The organism is Amycolatopsis arida (assembly GCF_900115565.1).
Classification (GTDB): Bacteria; Actinomycetota; Actinomycetes; order Mycobacteriales; family Pseudonocardiaceae; genus Yuhushiella; species Yuhushiella arida.
In genome coordinates this window covers 703,853-729,888 of sequence record NZ_FOWW01000003.1, presented here as the reverse complement: position 1 = coordinate 729,888, position 26,036 = coordinate 703,853, and the positions used below count along the sequence as shown (strand labels likewise).

The 26,036-nt window shown below is 72.8% G+C and carries 23 protein-coding genes and 1 pseudogene; 12 read left to right on the top strand and 12 right to left on the bottom strand.

Annotated elements, in window-relative coordinates; all coding sequences use genetic code 11:
• Window positions 1-12: 12 nt before the first annotated feature.
• From BM051_RS12955 to BM051_RS12945, 3 genes are read left to right on the top strand one after another with little or no spacing between them, the layout of a single operon-like run.
• On the top strand, window positions 13-768 hold the full coding sequence (locus tag BM051_RS12955; RefSeq protein WP_092530305.1) for a YcnI family copper-binding membrane protein: 756 nt from the start codon (window positions 13-15) through the stop codon (window positions 766-768).
• Window positions 765-1,337 (top strand): copper resistance CopC family protein, encoded by a 573-nt coding sequence (locus BM051_RS12950; protein WP_243859409.1) that lies wholly within the window; start codon window positions 765-767, stop codon window positions 1,335-1,337. The genes BM051_RS12955 and BM051_RS12950 overlap by 4 nt, the downstream gene beginning before the upstream one ends.
• 19 nt (window positions 1,338-1,356) lie before the next feature.
• Window positions 1,357-2,379, top strand: coding sequence for a copper resistance D family protein (locus BM051_RS12945; RefSeq protein WP_092530304.1), 1,023 nt, complete (start codon window positions 1,357-1,359; stop codon window positions 2,377-2,379).
• A 150-nt stretch (window positions 2,380-2,529) separates the two neighbouring features.
• On the opposite strand, the gene BM051_RS12940 is transcribed toward BM051_RS12945, so the two are convergent.
• Both BM051_RS12940 and BM051_RS12935 read right to left on the bottom strand, forming a co-directional pair.
• Complete coding sequence (locus BM051_RS12940) at window positions 2,530-3,417, bottom strand: phosphotransferase family protein (RefSeq protein ID WP_092530303.1); 888 nt, start codon at window positions 3,415-3,417, stop codon at window positions 2,530-2,532.
• Between the two features lie 39 nt (window positions 3,418-3,456).
• Window positions 3,457-4,848 carry a helix-turn-helix transcriptional regulator gene (locus tag BM051_RS12935; protein ID WP_092530302.1) on the bottom strand — a complete coding sequence of 464 codons (1,392 nt, stop codon included), beginning with the start codon at window positions 4,846-4,848 and terminating at the stop codon, window positions 3,457-3,459.
• 303 nt (window positions 4,849-5,151) lie between these two features.
• On the opposite strand from BM051_RS12935, the gene BM051_RS12930 reads away from it, so the two are divergent.
• On the top strand, window positions 5,152-5,493 hold the full coding sequence (locus tag BM051_RS12930; RefSeq protein WP_092530301.1) for a hypothetical protein: 342 nt from the start codon (window positions 5,152-5,154) through the stop codon (window positions 5,491-5,493).
• 12 nt (window positions 5,494-5,505) lie between these two features.
• Window positions 5,506-5,928, top strand: coding sequence for a hypothetical protein (locus BM051_RS12925; RefSeq protein ID WP_092530300.1), 423 nt, complete (start codon window positions 5,506-5,508; stop codon window positions 5,926-5,928).
• 467 nt (window positions 5,929-6,395) lie between these two features.
• On the opposite strand, the gene BM051_RS12920 is transcribed toward BM051_RS12925, so the two are convergent.
• Both BM051_RS12920 and BM051_RS12915 read right to left on the bottom strand, forming a co-directional pair.
• Window positions 6,396-7,643 carry an MFS transporter gene (locus tag BM051_RS12920; protein WP_092530299.1) on the bottom strand — a complete coding sequence of 416 codons (1,248 nt, stop codon included), beginning with the start codon at window positions 7,641-7,643 and terminating at the stop codon, window positions 6,396-6,398.
• Entirely contained in the window at window positions 7,636-8,955 is a 1,320-nt protein-coding gene (locus BM051_RS12915; protein ID WP_092530298.1) for a GH1 family beta-glucosidase, read from the bottom strand. Before BM051_RS12915 ends, BM051_RS12920 begins: the two co-directional genes overlap by 8 nt.
• A gap of 119 nt (window positions 8,956-9,074) precedes the next feature.
• On the opposite strand from BM051_RS12915, the gene BM051_RS12910 reads away from it, so the two are divergent.
• From BM051_RS12910 to BM051_RS12900, 3 genes and pseudogenes are all read left to right on the top strand, one after another.
• On the top strand, window positions 9,075-9,731 hold the full coding sequence (locus BM051_RS12910; RefSeq protein ID WP_177216922.1) for a TetR/AcrR family transcriptional regulator: 657 nt from the start codon (window positions 9,075-9,077) through the stop codon (window positions 9,729-9,731).
• A 313-nt stretch (window positions 9,732-10,044) separates the two neighbouring features.
• A pseudogene (locus BM051_RS12905) lies at window positions 10,045-10,528 on the top strand (RNA polymerase sigma factor).
• On the top strand, window positions 10,525-11,778 hold the full coding sequence (locus tag BM051_RS12900) for a hypothetical protein (protein ID WP_092530296.1): 1,254 nt from the start codon (window positions 10,525-10,527) through the stop codon (window positions 11,776-11,778). The pseudogene BM051_RS12905 and the gene BM051_RS12900 overlap by 4 nt, the downstream one beginning before the upstream one ends.
• 528 nt (window positions 11,779-12,306) lie before the next feature.
• On the opposite strand, the gene BM051_RS12895 is transcribed toward BM051_RS12900, so the two are convergent.
• Entirely contained in the window at window positions 12,307-13,494 is a 1,188-nt protein-coding gene (locus BM051_RS12895; protein WP_243859411.1) for an alanine racemase, read from the bottom strand.
• Between the two features lie 89 nt (window positions 13,495-13,583).
• On the opposite strand from BM051_RS12895, the gene BM051_RS12890 reads away from it, so the two are divergent.
• Window positions 13,584-14,885: a D-arabinono-1,4-lactone oxidase gene (locus BM051_RS12890; protein ID WP_092530295.1), complete on the top strand. Its 1,302-nt coding sequence runs from the start codon at window positions 13,584-13,586 to the stop codon at window positions 14,883-14,885.
• Window positions 14,886-14,889: 4 nt separating this feature from the next.
• Here the strand turns inward: BM051_RS12890 and BM051_RS12885 are convergent, their stop codons facing one another.
• Both BM051_RS12885 and BM051_RS12880 read right to left on the bottom strand, forming a co-directional pair.
• Entirely contained in the window at window positions 14,890-15,543 is a 654-nt protein-coding gene (locus tag BM051_RS12885; RefSeq protein ID WP_092530294.1) for an NAD(P)H-binding protein, read from the bottom strand.
• A gap of 25 nt (window positions 15,544-15,568) precedes the next feature.
• Window positions 15,569-16,189: a hypothetical protein gene (locus BM051_RS12880; RefSeq protein WP_092530293.1), complete on the bottom strand. Its 621-nt coding sequence runs from the start codon at window positions 16,187-16,189 to the stop codon at window positions 15,569-15,571.
• Window positions 16,190-16,605: 416 nt separating this feature from the next.
• On the opposite strand from BM051_RS12880, the gene BM051_RS12875 reads away from it, so the two are divergent.
• A complete protein-coding gene (locus BM051_RS12875; protein WP_092530292.1) occupies window positions 16,606-17,688 on the top strand; it encodes an HpcH/HpaI aldolase/citrate lyase family protein in 1,083 nt (360 codons plus the stop codon).
• On the top strand, window positions 17,685-18,557 hold the full coding sequence (locus tag BM051_RS12870) for an HpcH/HpaI aldolase/citrate lyase family protein (protein WP_092530291.1): 873 nt from the start codon (window positions 17,685-17,687) through the stop codon (window positions 18,555-18,557). Before BM051_RS12875 ends, BM051_RS12870 begins: the two co-directional genes overlap by 4 nt.
• A 33-nt stretch (window positions 18,558-18,590) precedes the next feature.
• Here the strand turns inward: BM051_RS12870 and BM051_RS12865 are convergent, their stop codons facing one another.
• Window positions 18,591-20,369 (bottom strand): hypothetical protein, encoded by a 1,779-nt coding sequence (locus tag BM051_RS12865; protein WP_134046048.1) that lies wholly within the window; start codon window positions 20,367-20,369, stop codon window positions 18,591-18,593.
• A gap of 161 nt (window positions 20,370-20,530) precedes the next feature.
• On the opposite strand from BM051_RS12865, the gene BM051_RS12860 reads away from it, so the two are divergent.
• Window positions 20,531-21,553 (top strand): LLM class flavin-dependent oxidoreductase, encoded by a 1,023-nt coding sequence (locus BM051_RS12860; RefSeq protein WP_243859413.1) that lies wholly within the window; start codon window positions 20,531-20,533, stop codon window positions 21,551-21,553.
• Window positions 21,554-21,570: 17 nt separating this feature from the next.
• Here the strand turns inward: BM051_RS12860 and BM051_RS12855 are convergent, their stop codons facing one another.
• The 4 genes from BM051_RS12855 to BM051_RS12840 form a co-directional block, all read right to left on the bottom strand.
• Window positions 21,571-22,296, bottom strand: a complete 726-nt coding sequence (locus tag BM051_RS12855) for an HNH endonuclease (RefSeq protein ID WP_243859415.1) — start codon at window positions 22,294-22,296, stop codon at window positions 21,571-21,573.
• Between the two features lie 25 nt (window positions 22,297-22,321).
• Window positions 22,322-23,722 (bottom strand): amidase, encoded by a 1,401-nt coding sequence (locus tag BM051_RS12850; RefSeq protein WP_092530288.1) that lies wholly within the window; start codon window positions 23,720-23,722, stop codon window positions 22,322-22,324.
• Window positions 23,723-23,738: 16 nt separating this feature from the next.
• Window positions 23,739-24,515 (bottom strand): SDR family NAD(P)-dependent oxidoreductase, encoded by a 777-nt coding sequence (locus BM051_RS12845; protein WP_092530287.1) that lies wholly within the window; start codon window positions 24,513-24,515, stop codon window positions 23,739-23,741.
• Window positions 24,516-24,591: 76 nt separating this feature from the next.
• Entirely contained in the window at window positions 24,592-26,034 is a 1,443-nt protein-coding gene (locus BM051_RS12840; protein ID WP_092530286.1) for an aldehyde dehydrogenase family protein, read from the bottom strand.
• Window positions 26,035-26,036: the final 2 nt, after the last annotated feature.

The window sequence follows — 26,036 nt, the reverse complement described above, 5'->3', positions numbered from 1 at the left end:
AGCGAACTCTTCATGTCGACAAACCGATTCCTTCGGCGGGCCGGTGTGCTGTCGGCCGCCGTCGCGACGGCCGGCCTGCTCACCACCGGCGTCGCCGCCGCGCACGTCACCGCCAACGTCTACGGCAAGCAGCCGGCGCAGGGCGGCTACGGGGCCATCGTGCTCAGGGTCCCCAACGAGAAGGCCGACGCCGGCACCGTCAAGCTCGAGGTCACCCTCCCCACCGAGTACGCGCTGAGCTCGGTGCGCACCAAGCCGGTGCCCGGCTGGACGGCGGACGTGGCCAAGACCACCCTGTCCGAGCCGGTGCGCAACGGCCGTGGCGCCGAGGTCACCGAGGTGGCCACCAAGATCACCTGGACCGCGCAGGGCGACACCAGGATCGCGGGCAACGACGAGTACCAGGAGTTCCCGTTCACCGCGGGCCCGCTGCCCACCAACGTCGACACCCTGGTGCTGCCGGCCGCGCAGACCTATGACAACGGCGACGTGGTGAACTGGGACGCGCCGCCGCCGGCCGAGGGCGCCGAGGAGCCCGAGCACCCGGCCCCGGTCGTCGAGCTCGCCCCGGCCTCGGAGGCCGGGCACGGCACGGGCAAGCCGGACGAGCACGACACCACCGACCAGGCCGCGGCCGACGCGGACGACGACACCGCCCGCTGGCTCGGCGGTGCCGGCCTCGCGGTCGGCGCGCTGGGCCTCGGCGTCGGCGTGGGCGCCCTGCTGAGGGCGCGCAAGGCCACCTCGGCCGTGAAGGAGGAGCGGTGAGGCGCCTGCTGGCCACGGCCGTGCTGGTCGCGTTCGCCCTGGTCGGCTCGGCGGGCCCGGCGCTGGCGCACAACGTGTTGATCTCCTCTGACCCCGCCGACGGGGCGACGGTGGAGACCGGGCCGGAGAGGATCACCCTCACCTTCGACCAGTACGTGCAGGACGCCGGGACCAACGAGGTCGCGCTGACCGGCCCGGACGGCGGCCAGTGGGCCGAGGGACCGATCGAGGTGAAGGGCAACGTCGTGACCGCGCCGGTGCGCCCGCTCGGCCCGGCCGGCGAGTACACGATCGGGTTCCGGATCCTGTCCGCCGACGGGCACCCGGTGGCCGAGCGGCTCACCTTCACCCTGACCCAGCCGGGCACCGGCACCCCCGCGGCGGCCGGCACCACCGCCCAGGCCCCCCAGACCGGCACCGCCGCGCCGGCGCCCGCCGGCGACGACGGGTCCGGCGGCGGGGTCCCGGTGTGGGTGTGGATCGCCGGCGCCGTGGTGCTGCTCGGGGTGGGGCTCACCCTCGCCCTGCGCCTCGGCGGCGGCCCGGCGGACTCGGGGAAGGACTCGTGACCGGGAACGGGAAGCGGCGATGACCCGGACCGAGACCACCTCGCCCTTCCGCTACGGCCCCCTGCTGTCCGTGCTGGTCGCGGCGGTGGTCGGGGTGCTGGTCGGCGTCGCGCTCACCGCGACGGCGCCGATCCCCGGCGTGGCGAACCCCGGCGAGGTGGTCTCGGTCGCCATCCCGCTCGTGCGCGTGCTGCTCGACGTCGCCGCGGTGGCCACCGTCGGGCTCGCGCTGCTGTCGGTGCTGGTCGGCTACGACCGGCCGAAGCTCAGCGAGCCGGTGCTGCGCAGGGCCCGGCGGGCCGCGGTGGTGTCCGCGCTGGTCTGGTCGGTGTCCGCGCTGGTCGCGCTGATCCTGCAGACCGCGGAGTTCCGGCCGCAGGCCCGCACCGTCGGGCTGGGCGACGTGCGGGACTATGTGGCGACCGTCGGCGCCGGCAAGGCGCTGCTGATCGTCGCGGTGCTGGCGCTCACGCACGCGGTACTCGGCGTGCTCGCCGTGCGGCACGGCGAGAAGGTGCCGGCCGAGGTCCGGGTGGGGCTGGGGCTCTTCGCGCTGCTGCCGCTGCCGGTGACCGGGCACGCGTCGAACTGGGCGTACCACGACTACACGATGATCTCGATGGAGCTGCACGTGATGAGCGCCGTCGCGTGGACCGGCGGACTGGGCGCCATGGCCGTGCTGCTGGTCGGCAACCGCACGCTGCTCGCGCACGCGTTGCCCCGGTTCTCCAAGCTCGCCACGCTGTGCCTGCTGCTGGCCGCCGGCACCGGGCTGTTCAACGGCGTCGTCGAAATCGCGCTCAACCCGACGATCGACTTCTGGACCGGGCTGCTCACCACTCCCTACGGGCAGCTCGTGCTGCTCAAGACCGCCTGCGTCGGCGTCATCGCGCTGCTCGGCGCCCAGCTGCGCTGGCGCCTGCTGCCGCGGATCGTGCGCCACCAGCCCACGGCGCTGGCCGCGTGGGCGACCGCCGAGCTGGCCGTGATGGGCCTGGCATTCGGGTTTGCCGTGGTGCTGACCCGCGCACCGGTCTTCTGACCCACCGCGAAACGTAACGTCCGTTGCACCGTTCGAGTGAAGGGCTACCGCTGACGAGGCGATCGGCTCGGCCGAAATGTGACTCTCCGTCCGGGCGCTACCGCCAAACGACGAACGGTCAGATCCCGTCGCCGAATGCCAGCGTGTCCATCAGCGGTAGCGCTGCCACCGCGTCCCCGTGCGGCCGGCACGGAAGTCGTCCAACCGGCGCACCAGCTCCGGGCGCACCTCCGGATGGCTGCGCAGGATCGGCAGCACGCTGGTGGTCAGCTTGAGCTCGCGCGCGGCCCGCAGCACCGGGAAGCCGGGCCACGTCGTCACGTCGAAGCCGTAAGCCTCGGCGAGCATCCGGTACCGCTCGGGAGGGTCGCCGAACCGCTCCCGCCCCACGGCCAGCGGTGTGAGATCCCACTCCGGTGGGCCCACACAGGAGGAGTCGAAGTCGCACAGCACCGGGCCCTCCGGTCCCACGATCACGTTGCCGGGGTGCGCGTCGCCGTGGACGAGCGCCGTGGGCAGCGGGAAGTCGAGGGTGCGCAGCGCGGCGTCCACCTCGGCGCACCGGTCCAGCAGGAACCGGCGGTCGGCAGGGTCGAGCTCCTCGGCGTCGGCGACCCTGGCCCGCACGTCGTCCAGCGGCGCCCAGGCACCGATGCCCTCCGGTGGCGGCAGCCGGTGGACCTGGCGGAGCAGGTGCGCCAGGTCGACGGGGGTGGCGCCGCGCGCGGCGTCCGGCACCCGCTCCCACACGGTGACGACGTGCTCGCCGACGTGCAGCGGCTGGCACAGGCCGGGCAGCAGCCGGATGGCCGGGACGCCGCACCGCGCGAAGTACTCGGCCACCGCGACCACCTTGCGGGCGCGGTGCCGCAACGCGCGGTTGCCGACGATCCGGACGATCACCGGCGCGGTGGCCAGCGAGTACACGGCGTTGTTGGTGAACCGCAGCAGGGTGGCGCCGCGCGCGTCGAGGCCGAGGAGCGCGCACGTGTCCCCCAACGCCCGGTCCAGTTTGTCCCTGGTGAACCGGCCGTCCAGGGCCGTGTCCGAAATCGCCGCCCCCGAAACTCCTCCCGACTACGCCGCGAAGATGGAGCCCATCCGTTCCAGCAGGCCACGCGCGTCGGGGTTGTTCCGCCGCCGCTCCGCCTCCTGCCGCAACGGCTCCATCCGGTCCTTGATCCGGGCCGACTTCAGCCCTTCCGCCACGTCCAGCGCCTTGCCGCCCACCTTGGCGCCGTGGTCGATGTCGCCGTCGAGCAGGTGGTTGGTGGCCAGTGCGCTGAGGTTGAACGTCTTGCTGCGCGCCATGTCGTCGCCGTAGGACTCGACGGCCCTGGTCAGCGCCGGGATCGCATACCTGGTGTGGGCGACGTCCACCTTCTGCGCGAGCACGGTGTGCACCGTGCCGACCATCGCGTAGACGTCGGTCTCGGTGAAGAACTGCACCCACGACTCGGCGTTGGCGAGGTCGGCCCGAGCGAACTCGTCCCTGGCCCGGTTCAGCAGCTTGATGGCCTGGTCCTCGTTGTGCATCATCGCGTACGCCCAGGCCTCGTTGGCGCAGAGCACGGCCACCGCCAGCTCCGAGCCGGACTCCTGGGCCGCGATCTGGCCGAGCTGGAACAGCTTGAGCGCGTCGTTGGGCGCATCCTGGTGCAGGTACACCCGGCCCATCCGGTACAGCACGTTGGCCACCAGCGGGTGGTTCTCCCCCTGTTTGGCCAGGTCGAGGGCGTGGGCGAAGTGGCTGCGCGCGGCGTCGTACAGACCGGTGTCGAACGAGGTCCACCCGGCGAGGCTGTGCAGGTCGGCCAGTGCCACGTAGAGCCGGGACTTCACCACGTCGGTGCCACTCGCCTGGAGCATCTGCTGGCCCCAGGACAGCTGGGCGACGACAGCGTCCCGGCAGAAACCGCCGCCGTACTGGTAGTCGAGCGCACGCAGCGCCCGGGTCGCCGCTTCCACCTGCCGGACGTCGGTCATCCCGATGCGTCCCGGTGCGGGCGTCCTCGCCGGGCTCGCCGTCCAGGCCTCCGAGGCCGGCCCGAAGACCGCGGCCCCCATCGTGACCTGGGCGGCGTGCGCGAGGAACTTCCGCCGTTTCACCGACTCGTCCTCCTCAGCCTGCTGACCGCCGGCGACGCCGGCGACCTGTACCGCCGTGGTCTCGTCGTAGGCGAGACCCATGTATCCCCTGGGAATACCCAGGCCGTCGGCGATACGCGCCAGCACGTCGTACGCCATGACCTGGCGACCCTTGAGGATCTCCGACACCTCGGACTGCGACTGGCCGGTCATCGCGGCGATCTGGCGCTGCGAGATGCCGTGCATCCGCAGCAGGCGGTAGACCGTGCTGATGTCGCGGGCCGCCAGCGCGTCGCGCATCTCCCGGGCCTCCCACGCGTTGGGCTTCACGGGATGGCTCTGCCGGTCGATGGTGACCGGGCTGGCTGGGCTGTCGTCCATGTGCGCACCCCTCGCGGTCCGTTGGGCGTCATCAGCAGCGTAGGCACACCTATTCAACCCTGTGAAACGCCGTTTGTAGAGTCTGATCGGCAGGGCCGAACTCCGCCGACCGCTCACCGTGGAAGTCACGCCGGTCGCCGCTGTGCCACCCACCGGACCTTCTTTCCACCTTCATTTCGGCGCAATGTAGTTCTCGGTTCCGCGTGAGCGAGTCGACACCCAGCGCGATCACGGAGTGCGACCGGCTCCCGGAACCGCCGATGTAGTCGCTGCGAGGTTGCTTCGACAGAAGCGGAGGGAGTCGTGGGATTCGTGGACTCGGGCACCGCTGGTCGTGCTGCGACCGTCACGAGTTCCGTGCGGACGTTCGAAGGGCACCGCGCCAACGGGCGTGCCGTGCCGCCGCGGACTCCGGCCGCCCGTTCGGAGCCCCGCGCGGGCACCCGCCGGTACGAGAAGGGCCAGCCGGTGTGGCGGGTGCAGTGCGGCGACCTCATCAGCCGGGAACGCTGCGTGACCGTGTTCGTCGACGACGACGAGGTGGTCCTGGTCGGACCGCCCGGTGAGACGGCGCGCCTGACCGCCGACCAGCTCGGCGATCTCAGGGCAGCGCTCAACGAAGCCGCCAAGCTGGCGGAAAGGTAACGGTGAGTCCAGGTGGATCAGATCCTCGGGCAGGTTCTCCGCAACGCGGTGTGGGAACGCCTCGACATGCTGTCCGACCTCGCCAACCGCGCCGACGCTCCCTCGCTGGTGTCCGTGGCCCGGTCCGAGCTGCCCCGGTTGACCGAGGGCTGGCGGGCCATGCTGCGCGCGCACGAGCCGGACGAGCGTGGGGACTGCCCCACGTGCTCGACACGGTGGCACCGCTGCAAGGCGCCGTGCTCGGTGTGGCAGGTCGCGCACGAGCACCTCGTCGCCGGTGGGCTCGCCCCGCAGCAGGAGCTGCGCCGGAGGGGTCGCCGGCACCGGGCGAGCGTGCCCGCGCAGGCGACCCGGTCGGCTGCGCGGGACCCGATGCCGCAGGGCCGGGCGGCGCAGGGCCGGCACGCGCTGCGACACCTTCCGGCTACCCCCTAGACCTCCCCGGTCCCCGCCCCCCGGACGGTTGGAGTCCGGCCTGTCTCGACAACCCCCCGTAGTCGAGGCCGGGCTTCCGCCAGGCCGGCGGTTGGTTCATCCGTACCCCCCGAGCGGGTGAGCCAGCCGCCGGTTTCCCCGTCGCTAGTATTAATGGAATAATCGAAAAATTAGCGCCCTATCCCTAGCGGACGGCTCAATCGGCCGCTATGTTGGCGAGCAGGCCGCTGGCTGGGGAAAGGCTGATGTGATGCTCCCCGCCCCCGTGAGCGGCCCCGATACTCCGCGGGCCGGTGCCGTTGCACTCCCCCTCCCCCGACCGGCACCGGCCCGCGGACTCCATGCCAGCCACAGCTGGTTGTCCACATCGCACCCGACCTGTGGACACTCGGGTTCGCGCCGTCCGGAACCGCCCGGTCTCCCGTCAGCCTGGTCCGATCAGCCAGGTACGGCGCCGGTCGCCGGCATCACGGGACGGACCGCACGCGGCTGATCAGCGCTCCGACCGCGAGGGTGACCACGGCCGATGTCGCGTACAGCGCCGCGTACCCACCCAGGTGGGCCAGCACCAGCGTCGCGATCAACGGGGTGATCACCTGGGGCAGCGAGTTGGCGATGTTGACGATGCCGAGGTCCTTCGCCCTGGCGGAGGCCGCCGGCAACACCTGGGTCAGCAGCGCCAACCCCACCGCGGCGTACACCCCGAACCCGAGGCCGAGGACGACCGCCGCCGCCATCGTCATCGGCCAGGTCGGCCAGACCACCAGCAACGCCGCCGCCGCGCCCATCAACACCACCGCCACGTACACGTAGGGCTTGCGTCGCCCGGCGCGGTCGGACAGCCGCCCGGTCACCGTGGCGCCCACCACCACCGCCGCCGCGTACAGCAGCATCGCGACGAGCAGGCCACCGTCCGGATCGGGCAGCCGCACGACGTCGGTGAGGAAGAACAGCAGGTACATCACGCCGAGTGCGTTGCCCACCTGGGTACAGAAGTGCCCCAGCCATGCCCACGCGAAGTCCGGATGCCGGCGCGGCGACACCCACAGCCCGCGCAGCGCGTCGCCGAGCCGCTCGTCCGGACGTAGGGGCCATGGCAACACCACGTCCGCGGTGCCGGTGGTGAAGGCGACCGCGCCGGCGACCACGGCCACCGCGCAGGCGAGGTAGCCCGCGCCGACACCGGCCAGCAACGTCGTCACCACCACGGTGCCGACGAGTATCCCGGCGACCTGCGTGACACCGACGACCCCGGCGACGCTCGCCCGCTGACGCAGCGGCACATGGTCGGGCAACGCGGCCGTCAACGCGGCGAGCGTGGCGTTGAGCCCGCCCTGGACGAGGCACCAGCCGAGCGTCATGACGGCGATGTTCGGCGCGTTCGCCAGCACGACGAACCCAGCTGAACCGGTCACCGCCCCGCCGAGGGTCCACGGATGCCGCCGGCCGAACCGGGACGTGGTGCGGTCGGAGGCGAGGCCCGCCAGCGGGGTGGCCGCGGCGGCGACCAGCGCGCCCACCCCGGTGACGATGCCGAAGACGAGCTCCTTGTCCGCGGCGGCCAGCAGCGCGGCCTGTTTGGGCAGCAGCACCTGGATCGGGGTGATGAGCGCGAACCACAGGCCGACGTTGGCGAGGAACAGCAGCGAGATCCAGCCACCCCGCACCGGAGTCACCGGCGCGGCGAACGGGTCGGCCGCCTTGGCGTCACGCACGGGGCCGGACCAGGTCGCGGTACCAGAAGTAGGAGTCCTTCGGCGTGCGCCGCAGGGTGGCGTAGTCGACGTGGACCAGGCCGAACCGCGGCGCGTATCCCTTGGACCATTCGAAGTTGTCCAGCAGGGACCAGACGAAGTAGCCGCGCACGTCGACCCCGGCGTCCATCGCGGCCCGCAGGGCCGTGAGGTGTGCGGCGAGGAACTCGACGCGCTCCCGATCGCGCACCCTGCCGTCGGCGTCGACCTCGTCGGCGAAGCCGCACCCGTTCTCGGTGACGTACACCGGCGGCAGTGCCTCGCCGTAACGGTCCCGCATGCCGACCAGCAGCTCGCGGAGACCATCGGGGACGATCGGCGAGTCGTTGGTGGTGCGCGGATAGCCGGAGACCGGCCGGAGCTCGAACGGCAACGGGTTGTCCGGGCCGGGCGCCGCGACCGCCTGCGGTTCGTAGTAGTTGACGCCGTAGAAGTCGAGCGGCTGGGCGATCGTCGGCAGGTCGTCGGCGAACCGGTCGGGCAGGTGCGCGGCCAGCTCGTCGGGGTAGCCGCCGAGCAGCACCGGATCGGCGAACAGCCGGTTGAGCAGGGCGTCCAGCCAGCGCGCCGCGTCGAGGTCGGTGTCGCCGAGCGGCCAGATCGGACTGTGGTTGTTGGCGGTGCCGACCCTGGCCGCGCCCGCCGCGCGCAGCGCCTGGACGGCCCGGCCGTGGGCCAGGTTCTGGTGGTGCGCGGTCGGAATGGCGTCGAGCAGCAACGTCCTGCCCGGCGCGTACTCGCCGATGCCGTAGCCGTAGATCGACATGACCATCGGCTCGTTGAGCGGGATCCACAGGCGCACCCGGTCGGCGAAGCGCTCGCCGAGGATCGCGGCATAGTCGGCGAACCGCTCGGCGGTGTCCCGCGCGAGCCAGCCGCCGGCGTCCTCGATCGGTTGGGGCGTGTCCCAGTGGTAGAGCGTGGCGACCGGGGCGATGCCGGCGGCGCACACGGCGTCGAGGAGGCGGTCGTAGAAGTCGAGACCGGCCGGGTTCGGGCGGCCCGTGCCGGCGGGTTGGATCCGCGGCCAGGCGAACGACATGCGGTAGGCGCCGACGCCGAGCTCGGCCAGCAGCGTCACGTCCTCGCGGTAGCGGTGGTAGTGGTCGGTGGCCACGTCCGCGTGCTCACCCCGAGCGATCCTGCCCGGTGTCGCGGTGAAGGTGTCCCAGATCGAGGTGCCCCGACCGCCTTCGCGGGTGGCGCCCTCGATCTGGAAGGCCGAGGTCGACACGCCCCAGAGGAAGTAGGGCGGGAAAGCGGGTATGTCCACAGGAGAGCCTCACCGTTCGGGGCAAAATATGAAAAGTTCTCAGATGTTAACGGTTACCTAGACCGAGGGGAAGTGTGTTGGCGCGCTAAAGTCGCTGATCAGCACAGGAGGAGTCTCACGTGTCCGACACCCAGGCCGCGAAACCACCATCGCGCGCGGCAAAGCCCGAAGCCACCCCGCTTCGGCGGCAGCCCGTTCAGCAGCGCAGCGCGAGACGGGTGGAGCGGATGCTCGACGCGAGCGCCGAGTTGATCGAGGAGATGGGTTACGACGCGCTGACGACGACGCTGATCGCCAAGCGGGCCGGTGTCGCGGTCGGGTCGCTGTACCAGTTCTTCCCGGACAAGCGGGCCGTGGTGCAGGCCATGACGCAGCGGAACCTGGAGAAGTTCATGGCCGCGGTGGGTGAGCGGCTGGCGACGGTGGACCACCAGCACTGGTGGGACGTCGTGGACTCGCTGCTGGACATCTACCTGCGGATGCACCGGGAGGTGCCCGGGTTCTCGAAGGTGCACTTCGGCGACGTGGTGGACATGCGGCTGCTCGACGAGCAGCGGGACAACAACCGTGTGGTGGCCGACTCGCTGATCCACCTGCTGACCACCCGGTTGGGGCTGCCCGAGGAGCAGATCGCGCTGCCGATCGCGGTCGCCGTGGAGACCGCGGACGCGCTGCTCAACCTGGCGTTCCGCCGCGCCGCGGACGGCGACCCCGAGGTGGTGGCCGAGACGAAGTACCTGCTCAAGGGCTACCTGGCCGGCCGCCTGGGTGAGTAACTCTCCCGGCGCGGTTACCCCGAAATTCGCCCGCGACCAGCATGGAAGCAGGTTGTCCACGGGCGAGGCCCGGTGTGGACAACTCCGCCGATCGGTGCTCGTGTCGCTGTGCGGATGGAAAAGTTCGCGCGGGGAACGCAGCGCGGTGGTGAGGGCGGTCACCTCATTGTGTGACCACTGTTAGCGAGCAGTCGAGGGAGGGCCAAGCCCTGAACGGCCTCCGCGACGACGGTGGGCCGTCGGGCACGGCCCGCCCACGGACACCGACCTTTGGCGGCGCGCCGCCGGTGGAGACGAGCCGGCGTTTGCCGAGCTGTTCCGGGCGGCACGCCGAAGCCGTCTGGAACCATGCCTATCGACTCACCGGGTCCTGGGCCACCGCGGAGGACCTCACCTCCACGACCTTTCTCACCGCCTGGCGCCGCCGTGGCGATTTCACTCTTGTGCGCGACAGTGCGCGCCCGTGGCTCTACGCCGTCGTCGGCAACCTGGCCCGTACACATCATCGGAGCGAGCGGCGGTTCGGTCGGGTGCTCCGGCATGTCGCCCACGCCGACGTGGAGGACGCCCACGCCGACGCGGTCACCGAACGGTTGTCCGGCGAGGACCGCCTCCACCGGGTGCTCGCCGCGGTTCGCCGGCTGCCCCGAGCCGAGCGGCAGGTCACCGAACTCTGCCTGCTCGGTGACCTCTCCACGGCCGATGCCGCGGCGGCCCTCTCGGTCGCCGAGTCCACCGTGCGCGCCCACATCTCCCGAGCCCGTACCCGGCTCCGGACCATGCTGGAGGAATCGTGACCGAGTTCGATGACGCAGGCCTGCCCCCACGCCGCGAGCTCCCCCCGCAGGTCGCCGACCGGATCTACGCCAGCGTGCGTGCCGGCATGCCCACCCCGCAGCGCGCCCGGTCGCGCGCCCCGCTGACCGTCGCCGCGGCCGTGGTTCTCCTCGCCGGTGGGGCGGTTGCCGTCAACACCGGGGTCGATCACGTCCCCGCGGCGACCGAGGACACCGCCACCCTGGACCGCTGCTGGTCCGCCATCGAGCAGAGCGGCAGGACCGCGGAGTTTCCCGACCGCGGCTCCTGGCAGCAGCTGTTCCAGGAGCAGTTGGAAGCCACGACGATGACCGCCATCCGCGCCGGCACGAGGACGGTGTTCTGCGAGACCTCGCTGACCACGGTGTCGGTGTCCGCGCCGATCGACTCCCTCGAGTCCGAGGGCGATGACCGGGTCCGTGGCCTGCTGACCACGCCGGCCGGCACGGTTGTCGTCGCCGGGCGCGACATCGAGGACATGGACGTGCGGACCCGTGACCGCGTTCTCACCTACGACGACGGTCCCGATGCCTACGAGACGGCCCTGATGTCGGCGGCGCGGGACGGTGTCTTCGTCGGCAGCCTGGCGACCAACGACCTGACCCGCGTCGACCTGGTGGCCCAACCGGACTCGCGGAGTGGCTTGCAGGACACCAGTTCTCCGCCCGTCCCGATCGCCCCGCCGCCACCGGCCGTGTTCGTGGAGGACGTGGCGGCACAGGCCACGTACACCACCGAGGAGGAGCTGGCTCTGATGGAGTGCCTCCACCGGCCGGGCAACGGCGGCGGGCCGGTGATCGACGCGCCGACGTGGCAGGCCGGCGCTCTCCTCGACTACGAGATCTCCACCGAGGATCACCGAACAACCCGGACACGGACCGTCCTCGCGGTCAACGCGCGAGGCACCATGAGCTGCCAGCTCAACCCGATCTGGGGCATCAGCTACTTCCCGAGCCCGAGCGACCCACCCGACAACCCGATCAGGGTCCTGTCCTCCGAGAGCCGCTCACCCGGAATGGCGCTTTCCGGAGACATCGACGAGGGCGTCACCACGCTCGCGATCAGCGTGCAGGGCCGGACGGTGACGACGGAGGTGCGCAACCGGACCTTCGCCGTCTTCCTTCCCGACGCCATGGGCTCGGTGCCGGAACTCGTCCAGCGGAAGGCGATCACGGCCACCGCCTACGACGCCGAAGGCGAAATCGTGTTCCAGGGCCCGCTCCAACACTGAGAGCTTGCCGCGGCGCCTGCTCGGCCCGCACCGAGCTGTTCCCCTGGGTGATGCGACGGCGGCGGGCAGGGCCGAGCGCACGCTTCGTGCTCGATCTGACACGAGGGGAGAGCTCTTCGCTAACCTCACTGTGGCCAGCAACCGCAACGGTGGGGGTGGCAGGTGCCCGGGTCAGGCAGGCGGCGAGAGCGCCGGCTCCCGTCGACCCACGGGTCGGCCCCGCCGCCCACTCCGCGGTGCGGTACACCGGCCCGGAGGCCGGGAACCTCGGTCGATCCCACTCGGCCCGCGGCGACGGTCCTTCCGTCCGGACCATTACGCCACTCGACTCCGCACAGCGACGCCGACCGCCAACACAGCGACGCCGACCGCGAACACGGCGACGCCGACCGCGAACACGGCGACCGGAACGGCGACCACGGCGGGGGGCTGGTGCGGTGGCTGGGCTCGGCGGAGGCGTCGGGGCAAGCCTCGGCACCGGCCGGCCTGAGGCGCCGACCGAGCATCCCCGGGCGGATGTCGTTCCGCTCAGCCGAAGTTCTTGCCCTCACCCCGGTAGGTGGGCACCGCGCGGGCCGACCCGTCGGCCGCGACCAGGTGGTACTCGTCGAACCGTTCGGCCAGCTCGCCGGCCTTCGCGGGGCGCAGCCACACCCGGTCCCCGATCCGCAGCCCCGCCGCGGGCCGGCCGGTCACCGGCGTCTGTACCTCCCCGGCGCCCTCCGCCCCGAGCAGCCGCAGCCCCTCCGGCCGGAACGGCGCCGGCAGCCGCGACGCGCTCGGCGGCCCCGACGCGACATACCCGCCCGCGAACAACGTCGCGATCCGCCGCGCCGGCTTGTGCACCACCGGCAACGCGAACACCAGCGCCGGCCGCGGCCGGAACCGCGTGTACCGGTCGAACAACGTCGACCCGATCAGCCCCGATCCGGCCGCGATCTCCGTCACCGCCGGGTCCGCCCGCGTGCTCTCCACGCTGCCGGTCCCACCGCCGTTGACGAACTCCAGCTCGGCCACCGCTCGCACGGCCCGCACCACCGCGCCCCGGCGCCGGGCCAGCTCGGCCGCCGACCGACGCTGCATCCAGCGCACCACGCCGCCCAACGGCCCCCCACCGCCGTCGGGCACCCCGGCGATCTGCCCCTCGTACGCCATCACCCCCACCAGCCGGAACCCGCGCCGCGCCACCACGGCCCGCGCCAGCTCGCCCGCCTGCCGCGGGGTGAACACCGGCGACCGTCGCGTCCCCACGTGCGCCCCGGGCAGCGGCCGCCACGACGCGTCCAGCTCCAGGCACACCCGCAGCTCCGGATGACCCGCCCCCAGCGCCGCGGCCGCCACGTCCAGGTGCTCCGTCGAGTTGACCATCAGCGTGATCGCCCGCCGGGCCCGCTCGTCCGCCGCCAGCGCCCGCAGCGCGCCCGCGTCGACCGAGGGATACGCCACCAGGACATCATCGCTGGTTCCTCGCTCGACCAGCCACAGCGCCTCACGCAGCGAGTACGCCATCACCCCGGCGAAGCCCGGCCTGGACAGCACCCGCTCCAGCAGCTCCCGGCAGCGCACCGACTTGCTCACCACCCGGATCGGCCGCCCGCCGGCACGCCGCACGAGGTCGTCGGCGTTGGCGTCGAACGCGTTCAGGTCGACGACCGCCAGCGGCGGGTCGACGTCCGTGGTGGCCAGCTCGTAGGCCGTCTGGAGCAGTGCGGGCACGAGACGTACGGTACGGCAAGAATCCTTGAAACGCGAATCCTATTCACTTATCGTGTCCGCACACCACACACGAGACAGCAGGTGACCGGATGACAGCGTGGACCAACTGGGCGGGTACCGCGACCGCGAAGCCTCGCCGGGTGCACACCCCACGCAGCGTCGCCGAGATCGCCAGGGCGGTCACCGACGCCGCCGTCGAAGGGCGGCGGATTCGCGCCCGCGGCAGCGGGCACTCCTTCTCCCCGATCGCCGTCGCCGACTCCGACGCGATCGACCTGTCGCAGTGGACCGGCGTCGCCAGCGCGGACGTCGACGCCGGCCTGGTGACCGTCCGCGCGGGCACCACCCTGCACACCCTCAATGCCGAACTGGACCGGCTCGGGCTGGCGATGACCAACCTCGGTGACATCGACGCGCAGACCATCGCCGGCGCGGTGTCCACCGGCACGCACGGCACCGGCGCCCGCTTCGGCGGGCTGGCCACCCAGATCGCGGCGCTGGAGTTGGTCCTCGCCGACGGCACGGTGGTGCAGTGCTCCGCCGACCGGCGCCCCGAGCTGTTCGCCGCCGCCAGGGTCGGCCTCGGGGCCCTCGGGGTCATCAGCACGGTGACGCTGCGCTGCGAGCCGGCGTACCTGCTGGCCGCCGAGGAACGGCCGGAGCCGCTGGACCAGGTGGTGGAGCGGTTCGACGAGTACGCCGACGGCAACGACCACTTCGAGTTCTACTGGCTGCCCTACGGTCGTAATGCCCTGGTCAAGCGCAACAACCGGCTACCGGCGGACAGCTCGCCCAGCCCACTGTCGCCGGTACGCCGCTTCGTCGAGTACGGATTGGTGGAGAACGTGGCACTCGGCGCGGTCGGCGGGATCTGCCGCACGGTGCCACGGCTGACCCGCCCGCTCGGCCGGCTGGCCTCGGCCGTGCTGTCCACACGGGAGTACAGCGACCGCTCGCACCGGGTGTTCGTTACCCGCAGGGCGGTGCGCTTCGTCGAGTCGGAGTTCGCCGTCCCCAGGGCGGCGCTACCCGAGGTCTTCCGGGAGCTGCGCGCGCTCGTGCCGCGGCTGGAGAGCCCGGTCGCGTTCCCGGTCGAGGTTCGGGTGGCCGCCGCCGACGACATCTGGCTGTCCACCGCGTACGGCCGGGACTCCGTTTACATCGCCGTGCACAACTTCGTCGGCATGCCGTACCGGGAGTACTTCGCGGCGTTCGCCAGCATCGCCGGCGCGGTGGGCGGCCGGCCGCACTGGGGCAAGATGCACGACCTCGACGCGGCCGCGCTGCGCGAGCGCTACCCCCGGTTCGACGACTTCCTCCGGATGCGGGACCAGGTCGACCCGAACCGGGTCTTCGGTAACCCCCACCTGGACCACGTGCTCGGCGAGTAGCCCCTCACAGTCGGCCGAGTGCCTCGTCGATCGGGGTGTTCCCGCTGGTCAGTTCCAGGGTGCGGCGCACGGTGACGGACTCGTCGGCGACCACGGCCATCAGCACGGCGGCCACGTCGTCGCGGGGCACCTCCCCGGGCTCGACGTGCTCGGTCAGGTGCACCATGCCGGTGCCCGGCTCGTCGGTGAGCCGCCCGGGGCGCAGGATCGTCCACTCCAGATCGCGGGAGCGCAGGTCCGCCTCGGCCGCCGCCTTCGCCCGCAGGTACGCCGCGAACACCTCGTCGGTGGCCGGGTCGTCGGCGCGGTCCAGGCCCATCGCGCTGACCTGCACGTGCCGGCGGACGCCGGCCCGCTCGGCCGCGTCGGCGAACAGCACGGCGGCGGCGTGGTCCACGGTCTCCTTGCGGGCCAACCCGCTGCCCGGGCCTGCGCCGGCGGCGAACACCGCGACGTCGGCGCCGTCGAGCACCTCGGCCACCTCGTCGACCGTGGTCGCCTCGAGATCCACCACCGCGGGCTCGGCGCTGACGTCGCGCAGCTCGGCCGCGTGCTCGACGTTGCGGATGATGCCGACCGCGACGTCACCGTTGGCGGCCAACAACTTCTCCAGCCGGAGCGCGATCTTCCCGTGACCGCCGGCAATCACCACACGCATGGGCCCAACCCTAGGCCAGCGGCGTTCAGGCGGCAGCGAGCAACTGCTCGTAGACCATCTCGTTCACCCAGCGGGACACCGAGTCCTCCGGCAGCAGGACCCGCTCGTTGCGCCCGGAGAGGTCGAGGTCGACGATCGCGTTCTCGTCGGCGGTGACCACCGCCAGGCCGTAGGTGCGGGCCCGGGGCAGGCAGTTGTCCACATAGTCCTCGGTGAGCACGGCGGCCGACGGCAGCACCATCGCGGCCTCGCCGTAGCGGGCGAACGGAACCACGGCGGCCATGCCGGTGCGCCAGTGCCGGGCGACCGCGAGCACGCCGACGATCTCGGCCGCCCGCGCGGGCGCGGTACCGGCCAGCTCGGGCCACACCCAGGTGGACACGCTCGCCCGGTCGGTCACCGGCGGCATCCCCATGGCGATGCGCTCGGCGTGCACGTCGGTGCACAGCCGGGCGACCACGAACACGGGCCGGCCGAGCATGGTCATCGGGAGCACGTCGCCGTCCCAACCGAGCTGCGCGGCGGCCGCCACGGCCAGCTCGTCGACACCGGCCGGCAGCGCCAGCGGCGGAAGGACGTGGCCGGGTAGTGACCGGGTGTCGCCCGCGCCGCCGGTGACCGTGGTCTGCCCAGGTGTAACCGCCACGAGGTCCGCCTCCTTCTGCCGTTGCCGTTCGACCGGTTGTCCGGGGACGTCGGGTGCCTCGTGAAAAGAGGCACATGAACCTGAGTACCAGCCGGGCGGGCGGGAAGCGCTGGGGAGAAGAAGCACCTGCGATCGGCGGCACTCAACGGTCGGTGACCGGTCGGTGGGCGGTCATCGGACTTCAGCCCGACCGTGCCGCCGTACGGGTGAGGGTGAGGCGAACGGCACTACGGTGCGAACGGCCACCACACGAGCGACCTCGCCGTTCACCACGGCAGCCTCGGCGAACTCCGCCGAACTCCACCAAACGCCGCCGACGAGCGCCGGGAAGGAGGGCGTGAGTTACGCCGCAGCGGTCGGGACGGCGCCGCACTAGGGTCAGCCGCACGTGACCGGCCAGTAGCCATGGAGGCTCGATGCGCTCGCCGAAGGACTTCTTCGCGCCACTCGCCGTGGGTGCGCCCGACCCGGTGCGGGAGATCCCGAACCCGCCCTCGCGGATGATCCACTTCTTCGACCCGAGCAACCCGAAGATGGCCGCGAAGGTCCCGGACCTCGCGCCGAAGGTCGACGTCCTGCTCGGCAACCTCGAGGACGGGGTGACCGCCGACCGCAAGGAGGAGGCCCGCGCCGGCCTGGTGCGCATCGCCAGGGACACCGACTTCGGACGGACCCAGCTGTGGACGCGGGTCAACTCCTTCGACTCGCCCTGGGCCCTGGACGACCTCATCACCCTCGTGACCGAGATCGGCGACAAGCTCGACGTGATCATGGTGCCGAAGGTCGAGGGGGCGCGGGACATCCACTACGTCGACCGGCTGCTCGCCCAGCTCGAGGCGCGCGTCGGACTGCGCCGCCCGCTGCTGGTGCACGCCATCCTGGAGACGGCCGGCGGGGTGGCCAACGTCGAGGAGATCGCCGGGGCCAGCCCGCGCATGCAGGGGATCTCGCTCGGCCCCGCCGACCTCGCCGCGAGCCGTCGGATGAAGACGACCCGGGTCGGCGGCGGTCACCCCGGCTACCTGGTGCGGGCCGACCCGGTCGGCGACGACCCGCACGCCGGCCGCACCACCTACCAGCAGGACCTGTGGCACTACACCGTGGCCAGGATGGTCGACGCGTGCGTGGCGCACGGGATCCTGCCCTACTACGGGCCGTTCGGCGACATCCGCGACGTGGTGGCCTGCGAGGACCAGTTCCGCAACGCCTACCTGCTCGGCTGCGTCGGGGCATGGAGCCTGCACCCGGCGCAGATCGACATCGCCAGGAAGGTGTTCTCCCCCGCGCCGACGGAGGTGGCCTGGGCGCGGAGGGTGATCGCCGCGATGGGCGACGGCACCGGCGCCGTGATGCTCGACGGGAAGATGCAGGACGACGCCACGGTGAAGCAGTGCAGGGTGGTGGCCGAGCTGGCCGACGCGCTGGCCGAGCGCGACCCCGAGCTGGCCGAGGCCTATGCCGTTTCAGCCGCCGCGACCGAGGAGGCACGCGCCGAATGACGACGATCAGGCCACGCCGCTCCGTGCTGTACATGCCCGGGGCGAACGAGCGCGCGCTGGAGAAGGCCAGGACGCTGCCGGCCGACGCGGTGATCCTCGACCTCGAGGACGCGGTGGCCCCGGACGCGAAGGAGCAGGCCCGCGAGCGGGTGTGCGCCGCCGCCGCGTCCGGGGCCTACGGGCGACGCGAGGTGACCATCCGGGTCAACGCGGTGGACACCGAGTGGCACGACGCCGACCTGCACGCGGCCGCGCAGGCGGGGCCGGACGCGGTGGTGGTGCCGAAGGTGGGCTCGGCCAGGGAGGTGCACGAGCTTGAGCGCGCGCTCGAGCTGCACGGGGCGCCGGAGCGCACGGCGATCTGGGCGATGGTGGAGACCCCGGCGGCGATGCTGCGCGCTGAGGAGATCGCCGGCGCCAGCGAGCGGCTCACCGTGCTGGTGATGGGCACCAACGACCTGGCCAAGGAGTTGCACGCCGAGTTCGTGCCCGGCCGGGCACCGCTGCTCGGCGGGCTGTCGCTGTGCCTGCTCGCCGCGCGGGCCACCGGCAAGGCCATCCTCGACGGCGTCTACAACGACGTGTCCGACCTCGCCGGCTTCGAGGCGGAGTGCGTGCAGGGCCGGCAGTTCGGCTTCGACGGCAAGACGCTGATCCACCCCAGCCAGCTCGAGCCGTGCAACCGGGTGTTCGCGCCCTCGGCCGAGGAGGTGGCCCGGTCCCGCCAGATCATCGAGGCGTTCGAGCAGGCGAAGGCCGAGGGCCGCGGGGTGGCGACGGTCCACGGTCGGATGATCGAGAACCTGCACGTCGACAACGCCCGCCGGATCCTCGCGCTGGCGGACGCCATCGAGTCCGCCGGCGAGTGAGCTCGCCGGTCGACGCGCGAGCGCCGGCGGAGGTCAGAGGGTGGGCTTGGCGCGGAAGCGCACCAGTGCCCGCTCGGCGGCCTCGGCGATGTCCGGGTCCGGGTGGGCCACCGCGAACACCCGGAGCAGCTCGGCGGTGCCCGGGTGCCCGGTGGTGAGGACCTGGTCGAGGAAGTCGAGCTGGGCGCTGGCCGGCAGGGCGGCGAACGCCACCACCGCGTCCTCCCCGTCCCGCCGCACGCCGCTCAGCACCGCGTCGACCTTGGTGTAGCGCCGTTCCCGCTCGGTGAGCGCCTCCTCGGGCAGGACGTGGGCGTTGACCAGCCACGCCGCGGCGGAAGGGCCGGCGGTGGAGTGGTCGCGCAGCGCGGCGACCGCGTCGGTGCCGGCCGTGCCACAGCGGTCGAGGATGCGGTAGGCCATCACCCGGTGCCCGAGGTCGTCGGTTCGGCGCGCCAGCGCGGTCAGCTCCTCGATCGCGATGGCCTGGTCGCGGGCGCGCAGCCACGCGTCGATCCCCCGCTCGAACAGCTCGGGGCGGAGCGGCGCGAGCCGGGCGACCAGCACCTCCGCGGTCTCCCGCGCGAGGTCGTCCAGCCCGATCACCGGCAGCCCGGCCTGCCCGAGCAGCTCGCGGACGGCGTAGGCGCCGAGCGGGAGGAGCAGCATCTCCGCGCCGCCGGCCCGCACGTCGAGCAGCCCGAACTCGGCGAGCCGGTGGACGCCGGCGGTGACCCTCGACATGCCGCCCTTCGGCACCCCGTCGACCCGGCGCAGCATCTCCTCCAGCCGGTCCACGGTGAGCGAGCCGCCCGCGGAGTACACGGAGACGAGCACGGCGTGGTGCATCTCGGTCTCGATCCGCACGGCCTCCCGGCCGCGGAACCGCTGCCGGTCGACGACGATCTTGTCCACGGCCCGGCGCCACAACCAGAACGGCTGGTGGAGCACCGGGGCGGCCGAGCGGACCCGGTACAGCCGGCCCTTGCGGGCGCGGACCAGCCAGAGCGCCTTCGCCAGCAGGACGGTGTCCCGCAGCTGGGCCGGGTCGGCCAGCTCCGGAAGGCGGGCCAGCTCGGCCGCCACGGCCGGGGCCAGGTCGCCGCGCGGGGTGAGCGCGCAGCCGTCGTCCCAGTCGACCCACTCGACGAACCGGCGCAGCCGGATGACCACGGGGCACCGTGCGGCGTCGTCGCCGAGCTCCTCCCACTCCTGGACGGCCATGACCGGTGGCGGCGGGTTCCACGCGACGGAAGGGTCGCCGGCGGTGCGGCGCCGCTCGACGGTGGCGAGCACCTCGGGGTCGACGTCGGTCGCGCCGATCCGTACCTGGGCCATGAACCGCTCGGCGGCGTCCGGGTCGGTCGGGTCGACGCCGTGCTGCGCCATGGTCGTGGCCCAGAACTTGCTGACGCCGAAGTTGCGCGGGTCGGCCATCGCGGCGGTGAACTCCGGGGCGACCTCGTCGAGGGCGCGGTGCAGCTGGGGCAGCGGGTCGCTGCGCTCGTCGAGCAGGTCGGCGTCGCCGAGGTAGTCCAGCAGCGCGGCGACGGTGGCCAGCACGTGCGTGGGCGGCTCGGCGAGCAGGATCAGCTTGCGCGGAAACCAGACGAGCACGGTGTCGCGGAGCCGGTCGATGGTCCAGCGGCCGAGCAGGCCGTCGCGGTTGAACCGGAAGTCCAGCGCCGCCTGCGCGACGAGCAGGTCGGCGGGCCGACCAAGGGTGTTGGCCCAGGAGACGAAGTGCTCCAGCAGCCGGTCCCGGGCGCGGACGAACTCGGCCCGGCTCGCGCCCGCGTACACCATTCGCATCCGGTCATGGTGACACCGTGGCCGGGTGGGTGTCGCCAGGCTCGCTGGCGTTCGGGCCAGTGCCGCCCGATCCGCTGAACGCTTGCCACGGTGGCAAGCACGGCAAGCACGGCAAGCACGGCAAGCCGGAATTCCGGCCGCGGCGCGGCGTTGCACCTGACGTGACTCCCACGGTGCCGGTGCCGCTGTCCGTCCTCGACCGCGCGAGCGTGCGGCGGGGGCAGGATCCGGGTGCGGCGATCCGGGACACCGTCCGGTTCGCCCGGCGGGTCGAGGAGCTCGGTTACCACCGGTTCTGGGTGGCCGAGCACCACAGCGTGCCCGGGGTCGCCGGGTCGGCGCCGACGGTGCTCGCGGCGGCGGTGGCCGGGGCGACCTCACGGATCCGGGTGGGAACCGGCGGGGTGATGCTGCCCAACCACCAGCCGCTGGTGGTGGCCGAGCAGTTCGGGGTGTTGGAGTCGCTGCATCCGGGGCGAATCGACATGGGGCTCGGACGCTCGGTCGGGTTCACCGGCGGGGTGCGCGGGGCGCTGGGGCGGGACCGGGACGCCGCGGAGCGGTTCGGCGAGCAGGTGCGCGAGCTGCTCGGGTACTTCAGCGGGGATCAGCGGGTGCATCCCGGGGTGCACGGCGTCCCCGCGGAGGGACGGCGGGTGCCGGCGTTCGTGCTGGCCACCGGGGCCGGGGCGGATCTGGCGGCGGAGCTCGGGCTGGCGCTGGTGATCGCGCCGGTGGGCGGGGTCGCGCGGATGGCGGAGCGGGTGGCGCGGTACCGGTCGACGTTCCGGCCGTCGACGATGTGGCCGTGCCCGTACGTCGTGGTCGCGCTGACCGTGGCGGTGGGCGGGAGCGCGGCGGAGGCCCGCCGGCTGCTGCTGCCCGAGGCGTGGTCGACGGTGTACTCGCGGACCCGGGGCGTGTTCCCGCCGCTGGAGCCCGCGGAGGACGTGCTGGCCCGGCGGCTGACCGGCAAGGAGCGCACCCTGCTCGACGAGGCCCTGCGCGACCAGGTGTACGGCACGGAGGCCGAGGTGGCGGCGCGACTGGCCGACCTCGTGGACCGGACGGGCGCCGACGAGCTGCTGGTCACCATGAGCACCCACGACAGGGCCGAGATGCTGGACTCCTACACCCGCCTGGCCCGGCTGGCCAGCGCCGAGCCGAAGGTCCCGAACTGCTGACCGGGCGACAAGCGCCTTCAGTGCGTCCGAATCATCCTCTTCAGCTCCTCCGGTGTCAGCCACGGTTTGCCTCGGTGAACCATCCGGTGGCAGTTCGCACAGATCAACATGAGGTCGTCGAGGCGGGTGGTCGTCTGCCCTGACGCATGCAGGGGCAAGATGTGGTGGCATTCGATATACCTCGCGCCATGGGGACCGTAGGTCGCCTCGAAATCGAATCCGCATGCCTCGCAGGCAAGGGAACCGTGCTGGGATAGATGAGCGCGGATCTTCTTCTCACGTAGTCTCGGGTTACGTTCCCGGGCAAAGTGCCGACGTGCGAGTAGCCGGCCTTCGACGGCTTCCGCGACTTCCTCGTCATCATCCCAACCAACCGCAGTGGCATCGAACGAGCCCGAGCGGATGCCGGACCTGATGGCGTCGGCCGCGGCTGCCATCTCCTTCGGCTGGTCCAAGAAGTTCTGGAGGACCTCCCGGTCGAGCGCCCCGCCATGCGTTCGCTTACCGCGGTAGTCAGGGTGGTTCGTGGCGATGTCTGCTGTCTTCCGAGAGACGCCATTGATGTTCCGGAACTTGGGTCCGCGGACCCCGGCGGGATGCAGCGGCATGTGCTGGAGCAGTGAGGACAGCTCCGCGACCCGTGGGTCGGTTTGCAGCAACCAACGCCATCCATTCTGGCGGACGAGATCACAGGCAAGGATGACCTCGTCGCGAACCCAGGCAGGCGCCCTCGTCGCAGTCATCGCCATATGCTCCTCGGCGTGCTGCTCATCTCCGCGTCGGGGGGTAGGTCGGCCAGGGGTGTGGGGGTGGGCGGAGGTGTTCGAAGGCGGCGGCCAGGCGGAGGACGCCGACGTCGTCGAAACGGCGGCCGGCGATCTGGAGGCCGATCGGCAGTCCGTCGGCCGTGTAGCCGCAGTTGATCGACACGGCGGGTTGGCCGGACATGTTGTACGGCACGGTGAACACGATGTGCTCGAACGGGCGGGCCGGGTCGTTGGTGGGGGACGCCCACTCCGCCGGCGGCGGGCCGACCGGGCACACCGGCGAGAGCACGAAGTCGAACGGCCGGCACGCCGCCAGCGCCGCCACGCTCAGCGCGTCCAGCTGCGCGAACCCGCGGTACACGTCCACCCCGGACAGGCCCTCGGCGCCGCGGATCCACTCGGCGATGTACGGCAGGATCCGCTCCCGGCGCTCCGCCGGGAGGGCGGCGACCTCCACCAGCGCCCTGGTCCGCCAGAACCGGTCCAGCCCGTCCAGCATCTCCCTGCTGACGAACGGCTCGACCGGCTCCACCACCGCCCCCGCCTTCTCCAGCAGCCGCGCCGCCTCGACCACCGCCGCCCGAATCTCCGGCTCCACCGCCAGCCCCTCCCCGGGCTCCAGTTGCAGGCCGATCCGCGCCCCTGCCACGTCCAGCTCCGGCGACCCCCACGGCAGCTCCGCCGGCGGCAGGCTCAGGTGGTCCCGCTCGTCCGGTCTGGCCAGCACCTCCATCAGCAATGCCGCGTCGGCCACGTCACGGGTCATCGGCCCGGCCACCCGCCCGGGGAACGGCGGGTGCACCGGCACCCTGCCGAAGCTCGGCTTCAGCCCCACCAGCCCGCACCACCCCGCGGGCAACCGGATCGACCCGCCGATGTCGGTGCCCACGTGCAACGGCCCGTATCCGGCCGCGGCGGCCGCCGCCGCGCCGGCGCTCGACCCGCCCGGCGTGCGCGTCGGGTCCCACGGGTTCCGCGCGCACGGGTGCAGGCTCGACAACCCCGAGGTGAGCATCCCGTAGTCCGGCATCGTCGTCTTGCCCAGCACCACCCCGCCCGACTCGCGCAGCCGCGCCGCCGCCGGTGCGTCGGCCGGCGCGGGCACCAGCTCGGTCGCCGCCGTGCCGAGCGGCACCGGTGTGGCTCGCGTCGCGATGTTCTCCTTGAGCGTCAGCGGGATCCCGTCCACCGGGCCGAGCGGCCGCCCTGCCCGCCACCGCTGCTCCGCGGCCCGCGCGGCGGCCCGCGCTCCCTCCGGGTCGTACACGTACAGCGCGCGCAGCGTGGGCTCGAGCGCGTCGACCCGGGCGAGCACCGCCTCGGTCACCTCCACCGGAGACAGCTCACCCTTCCGGTACGCGTCCCGCAGCTCGACCGCACCGAGCGTGACGATGTCGACCATGCTCCCTCCCAACCAACTACGACGCCGGCGGGTCGTACCGGCCGTCGATCGCGGTCCAGCCACCGTCCACGGCGAGCACCGCGCCGGTGACGAAACTCGCCGCGTCCGACGCCAGGTACACCACCGCGCCGGCCAGCTCCTCGGCCCGCGCCCACCGGCCGAGCGCGCTCTTGCTCGCGTACGCCCGGTACCACTCCGGGTCCGCCTTGATCTGCGCGGTCAGCGGCGTCTCCACCACGCCGGGCGCGATCGCGTTGACCCGCACCCCCGCCGGGCCGAACTCCGCGGCGGCCGTGCGCAGCAGCTGCACCAGCCCGGCCTTCGTCGCCGCGTACACGCCCTGCCCCGGCTCGACCGTGGTCGCCCGGATCGACGAGAACGCGATGATCGAGCCACCGCCGCGGGCCACCATCGGCGCGCCGAAGGCCCGCACGACGTCGAACGTCGCGCCGAGGTTGAGCGACACCACCCGGTCGAACTCGGCCCTGTCGTAGTCCAGCAACCGCTTGCGCACGTTGGTCGCCGCGGTCAGCACGAGGACGTCCACCTCGCCCAGCTCGGCCGCGGCCCGCTCGACGGCCGCGGTGTCCAGCAGGTCGACCCCGTACGCCTCGGCCCCCGACCCGGTCAGCTCCGCGGTCCGCTCCGCCGCGCCGAGGTCCCGGTCCGCGCACACCACGGCGGCGCCGTGCGCGGCCAGCGCCAGCGCCGACTCCCGCCCGATGCCGCTGCCGGCCCCGAGCACCACGGCCCGCCGGCCTTCCAACCGGAACAGGTCCGCGTATCCGCTCACACCCCCTCCTCGCTGGCGCTCGTCGGCGGCGTTCGCCAAGGCTGCTGTGTTGGATGGTTCGCTCCGCAAGCTCCGCTCACGGCCGGATCACCGCCATCCGCGTCACGGTCAGCTCCTCGATGGCGAACCGCGGGCCCTCCCTGCCGATGCCGGAGTCCTTCACCCCGCCGTAGGGCATGGTGTCCGACCGGAATCCCGGCACCTCGTTCACCACGACGCCGCCGACCTCCAGCCGGTCCACGGCGTGCAGCGCGGTCCGCAGCGAGCCAGTGAACACGCTCGCGTGCAGCCCGTACCTGGACGCGTTGACCTGCTCGAAGGCGGTGTCCACATCGGACACGGTGCGCAGGCACACGACCGGGCCGAACACCTCCTCTTCCCAGCACGGCGTGCCGTCCGGCACGTCGGCGAGCACCGTCGGCCGCACCACCGTGCCCTCGGTGCCCCCACCGCCGAGCATCCGCGCGCCGGCCGCGACCGCGGCCTCGACCCACGCCAGCACCCGCTCGGTGGCCCGCCGGTCGATCAGCGCCGACACCCGAGTGCCGGGGTCGCGCGGGTCGCCGACGGTGACCTCGCCCAGCCGGGCCAGCAGCCGCTCGGTGAACGCGGCGGCGACCTCCTCGACGACCAGCACCCGCTGCACCGAGATGCACGCCTGCCCCGAGGCGTAGAACCCGCCGCGCAGCACGGCGTCCACCGCGGCGTCCAGGTCGGCGTCGGGGGCGACGACCAGCGCGGCGTTGGACCCCAGCTCCAGCAACGTCCGGCGCGGCGCGGCGTCGCGGGCGATGCGGTGCCCCACGGCGGCCGACCCGGTGAACGACACCGCGCCCACCCTCGGGTCGGTGACCAGCGCGGCGCCCACGTCCGCGTCGCCGGTGACCAGCTGCACCATCGCCGCGGGGGCGTGGGCCTCGGCGGCGCACAGCCGCAGCAGGTGCACCAGCCACAGCGTCGCCAGCGGTGTCGCCGGTGCCGGCTTGCACACCACCGGGCAGCCCGCGGCGACCGCCGGTGCGATCTTGTGCGAGGCCAGCAGCAGCGGATAGTTGAACCCCGCGATCCCCACGACGACGCCGATCGGCCGCCGGGTCCAGAACCCGAGCAGCCCGTCGCCGGCGGGCAGCAGGTCCAGCGGCACGGTCTCGCCGTGCGGCCGGGCGACCTCCTCGGCGGCCGCCTCCCAGGTCACCAGCGTGCGGGCCACCTCGACCCGACAGTCGGCGAGCGGCTTGCCGGTCTCCAGCACGAGCAGGTGCTCGAGCTCCTCCCGCCGCTCGGCGAGTGCCTCCCGCACGCCGGTCAGCACGGCCCTGCGCACCCGGGACGGCAGCGCGGCGACCCGTGAGCGAACCGCCACCGCCGCGTCCACGGCCGCGGTGGCCTGCTCGGCCGTGCCCACCGGGGCGGGCGCGACGACGCCGCCGTCGTATGGGAACAGCACCGGCTCGGTGCGCTCGGCCGGCAGCCAGCCGGGCCCGACGGGCAGGCCGGCCGGATAGGGCGGGTCGAACATGC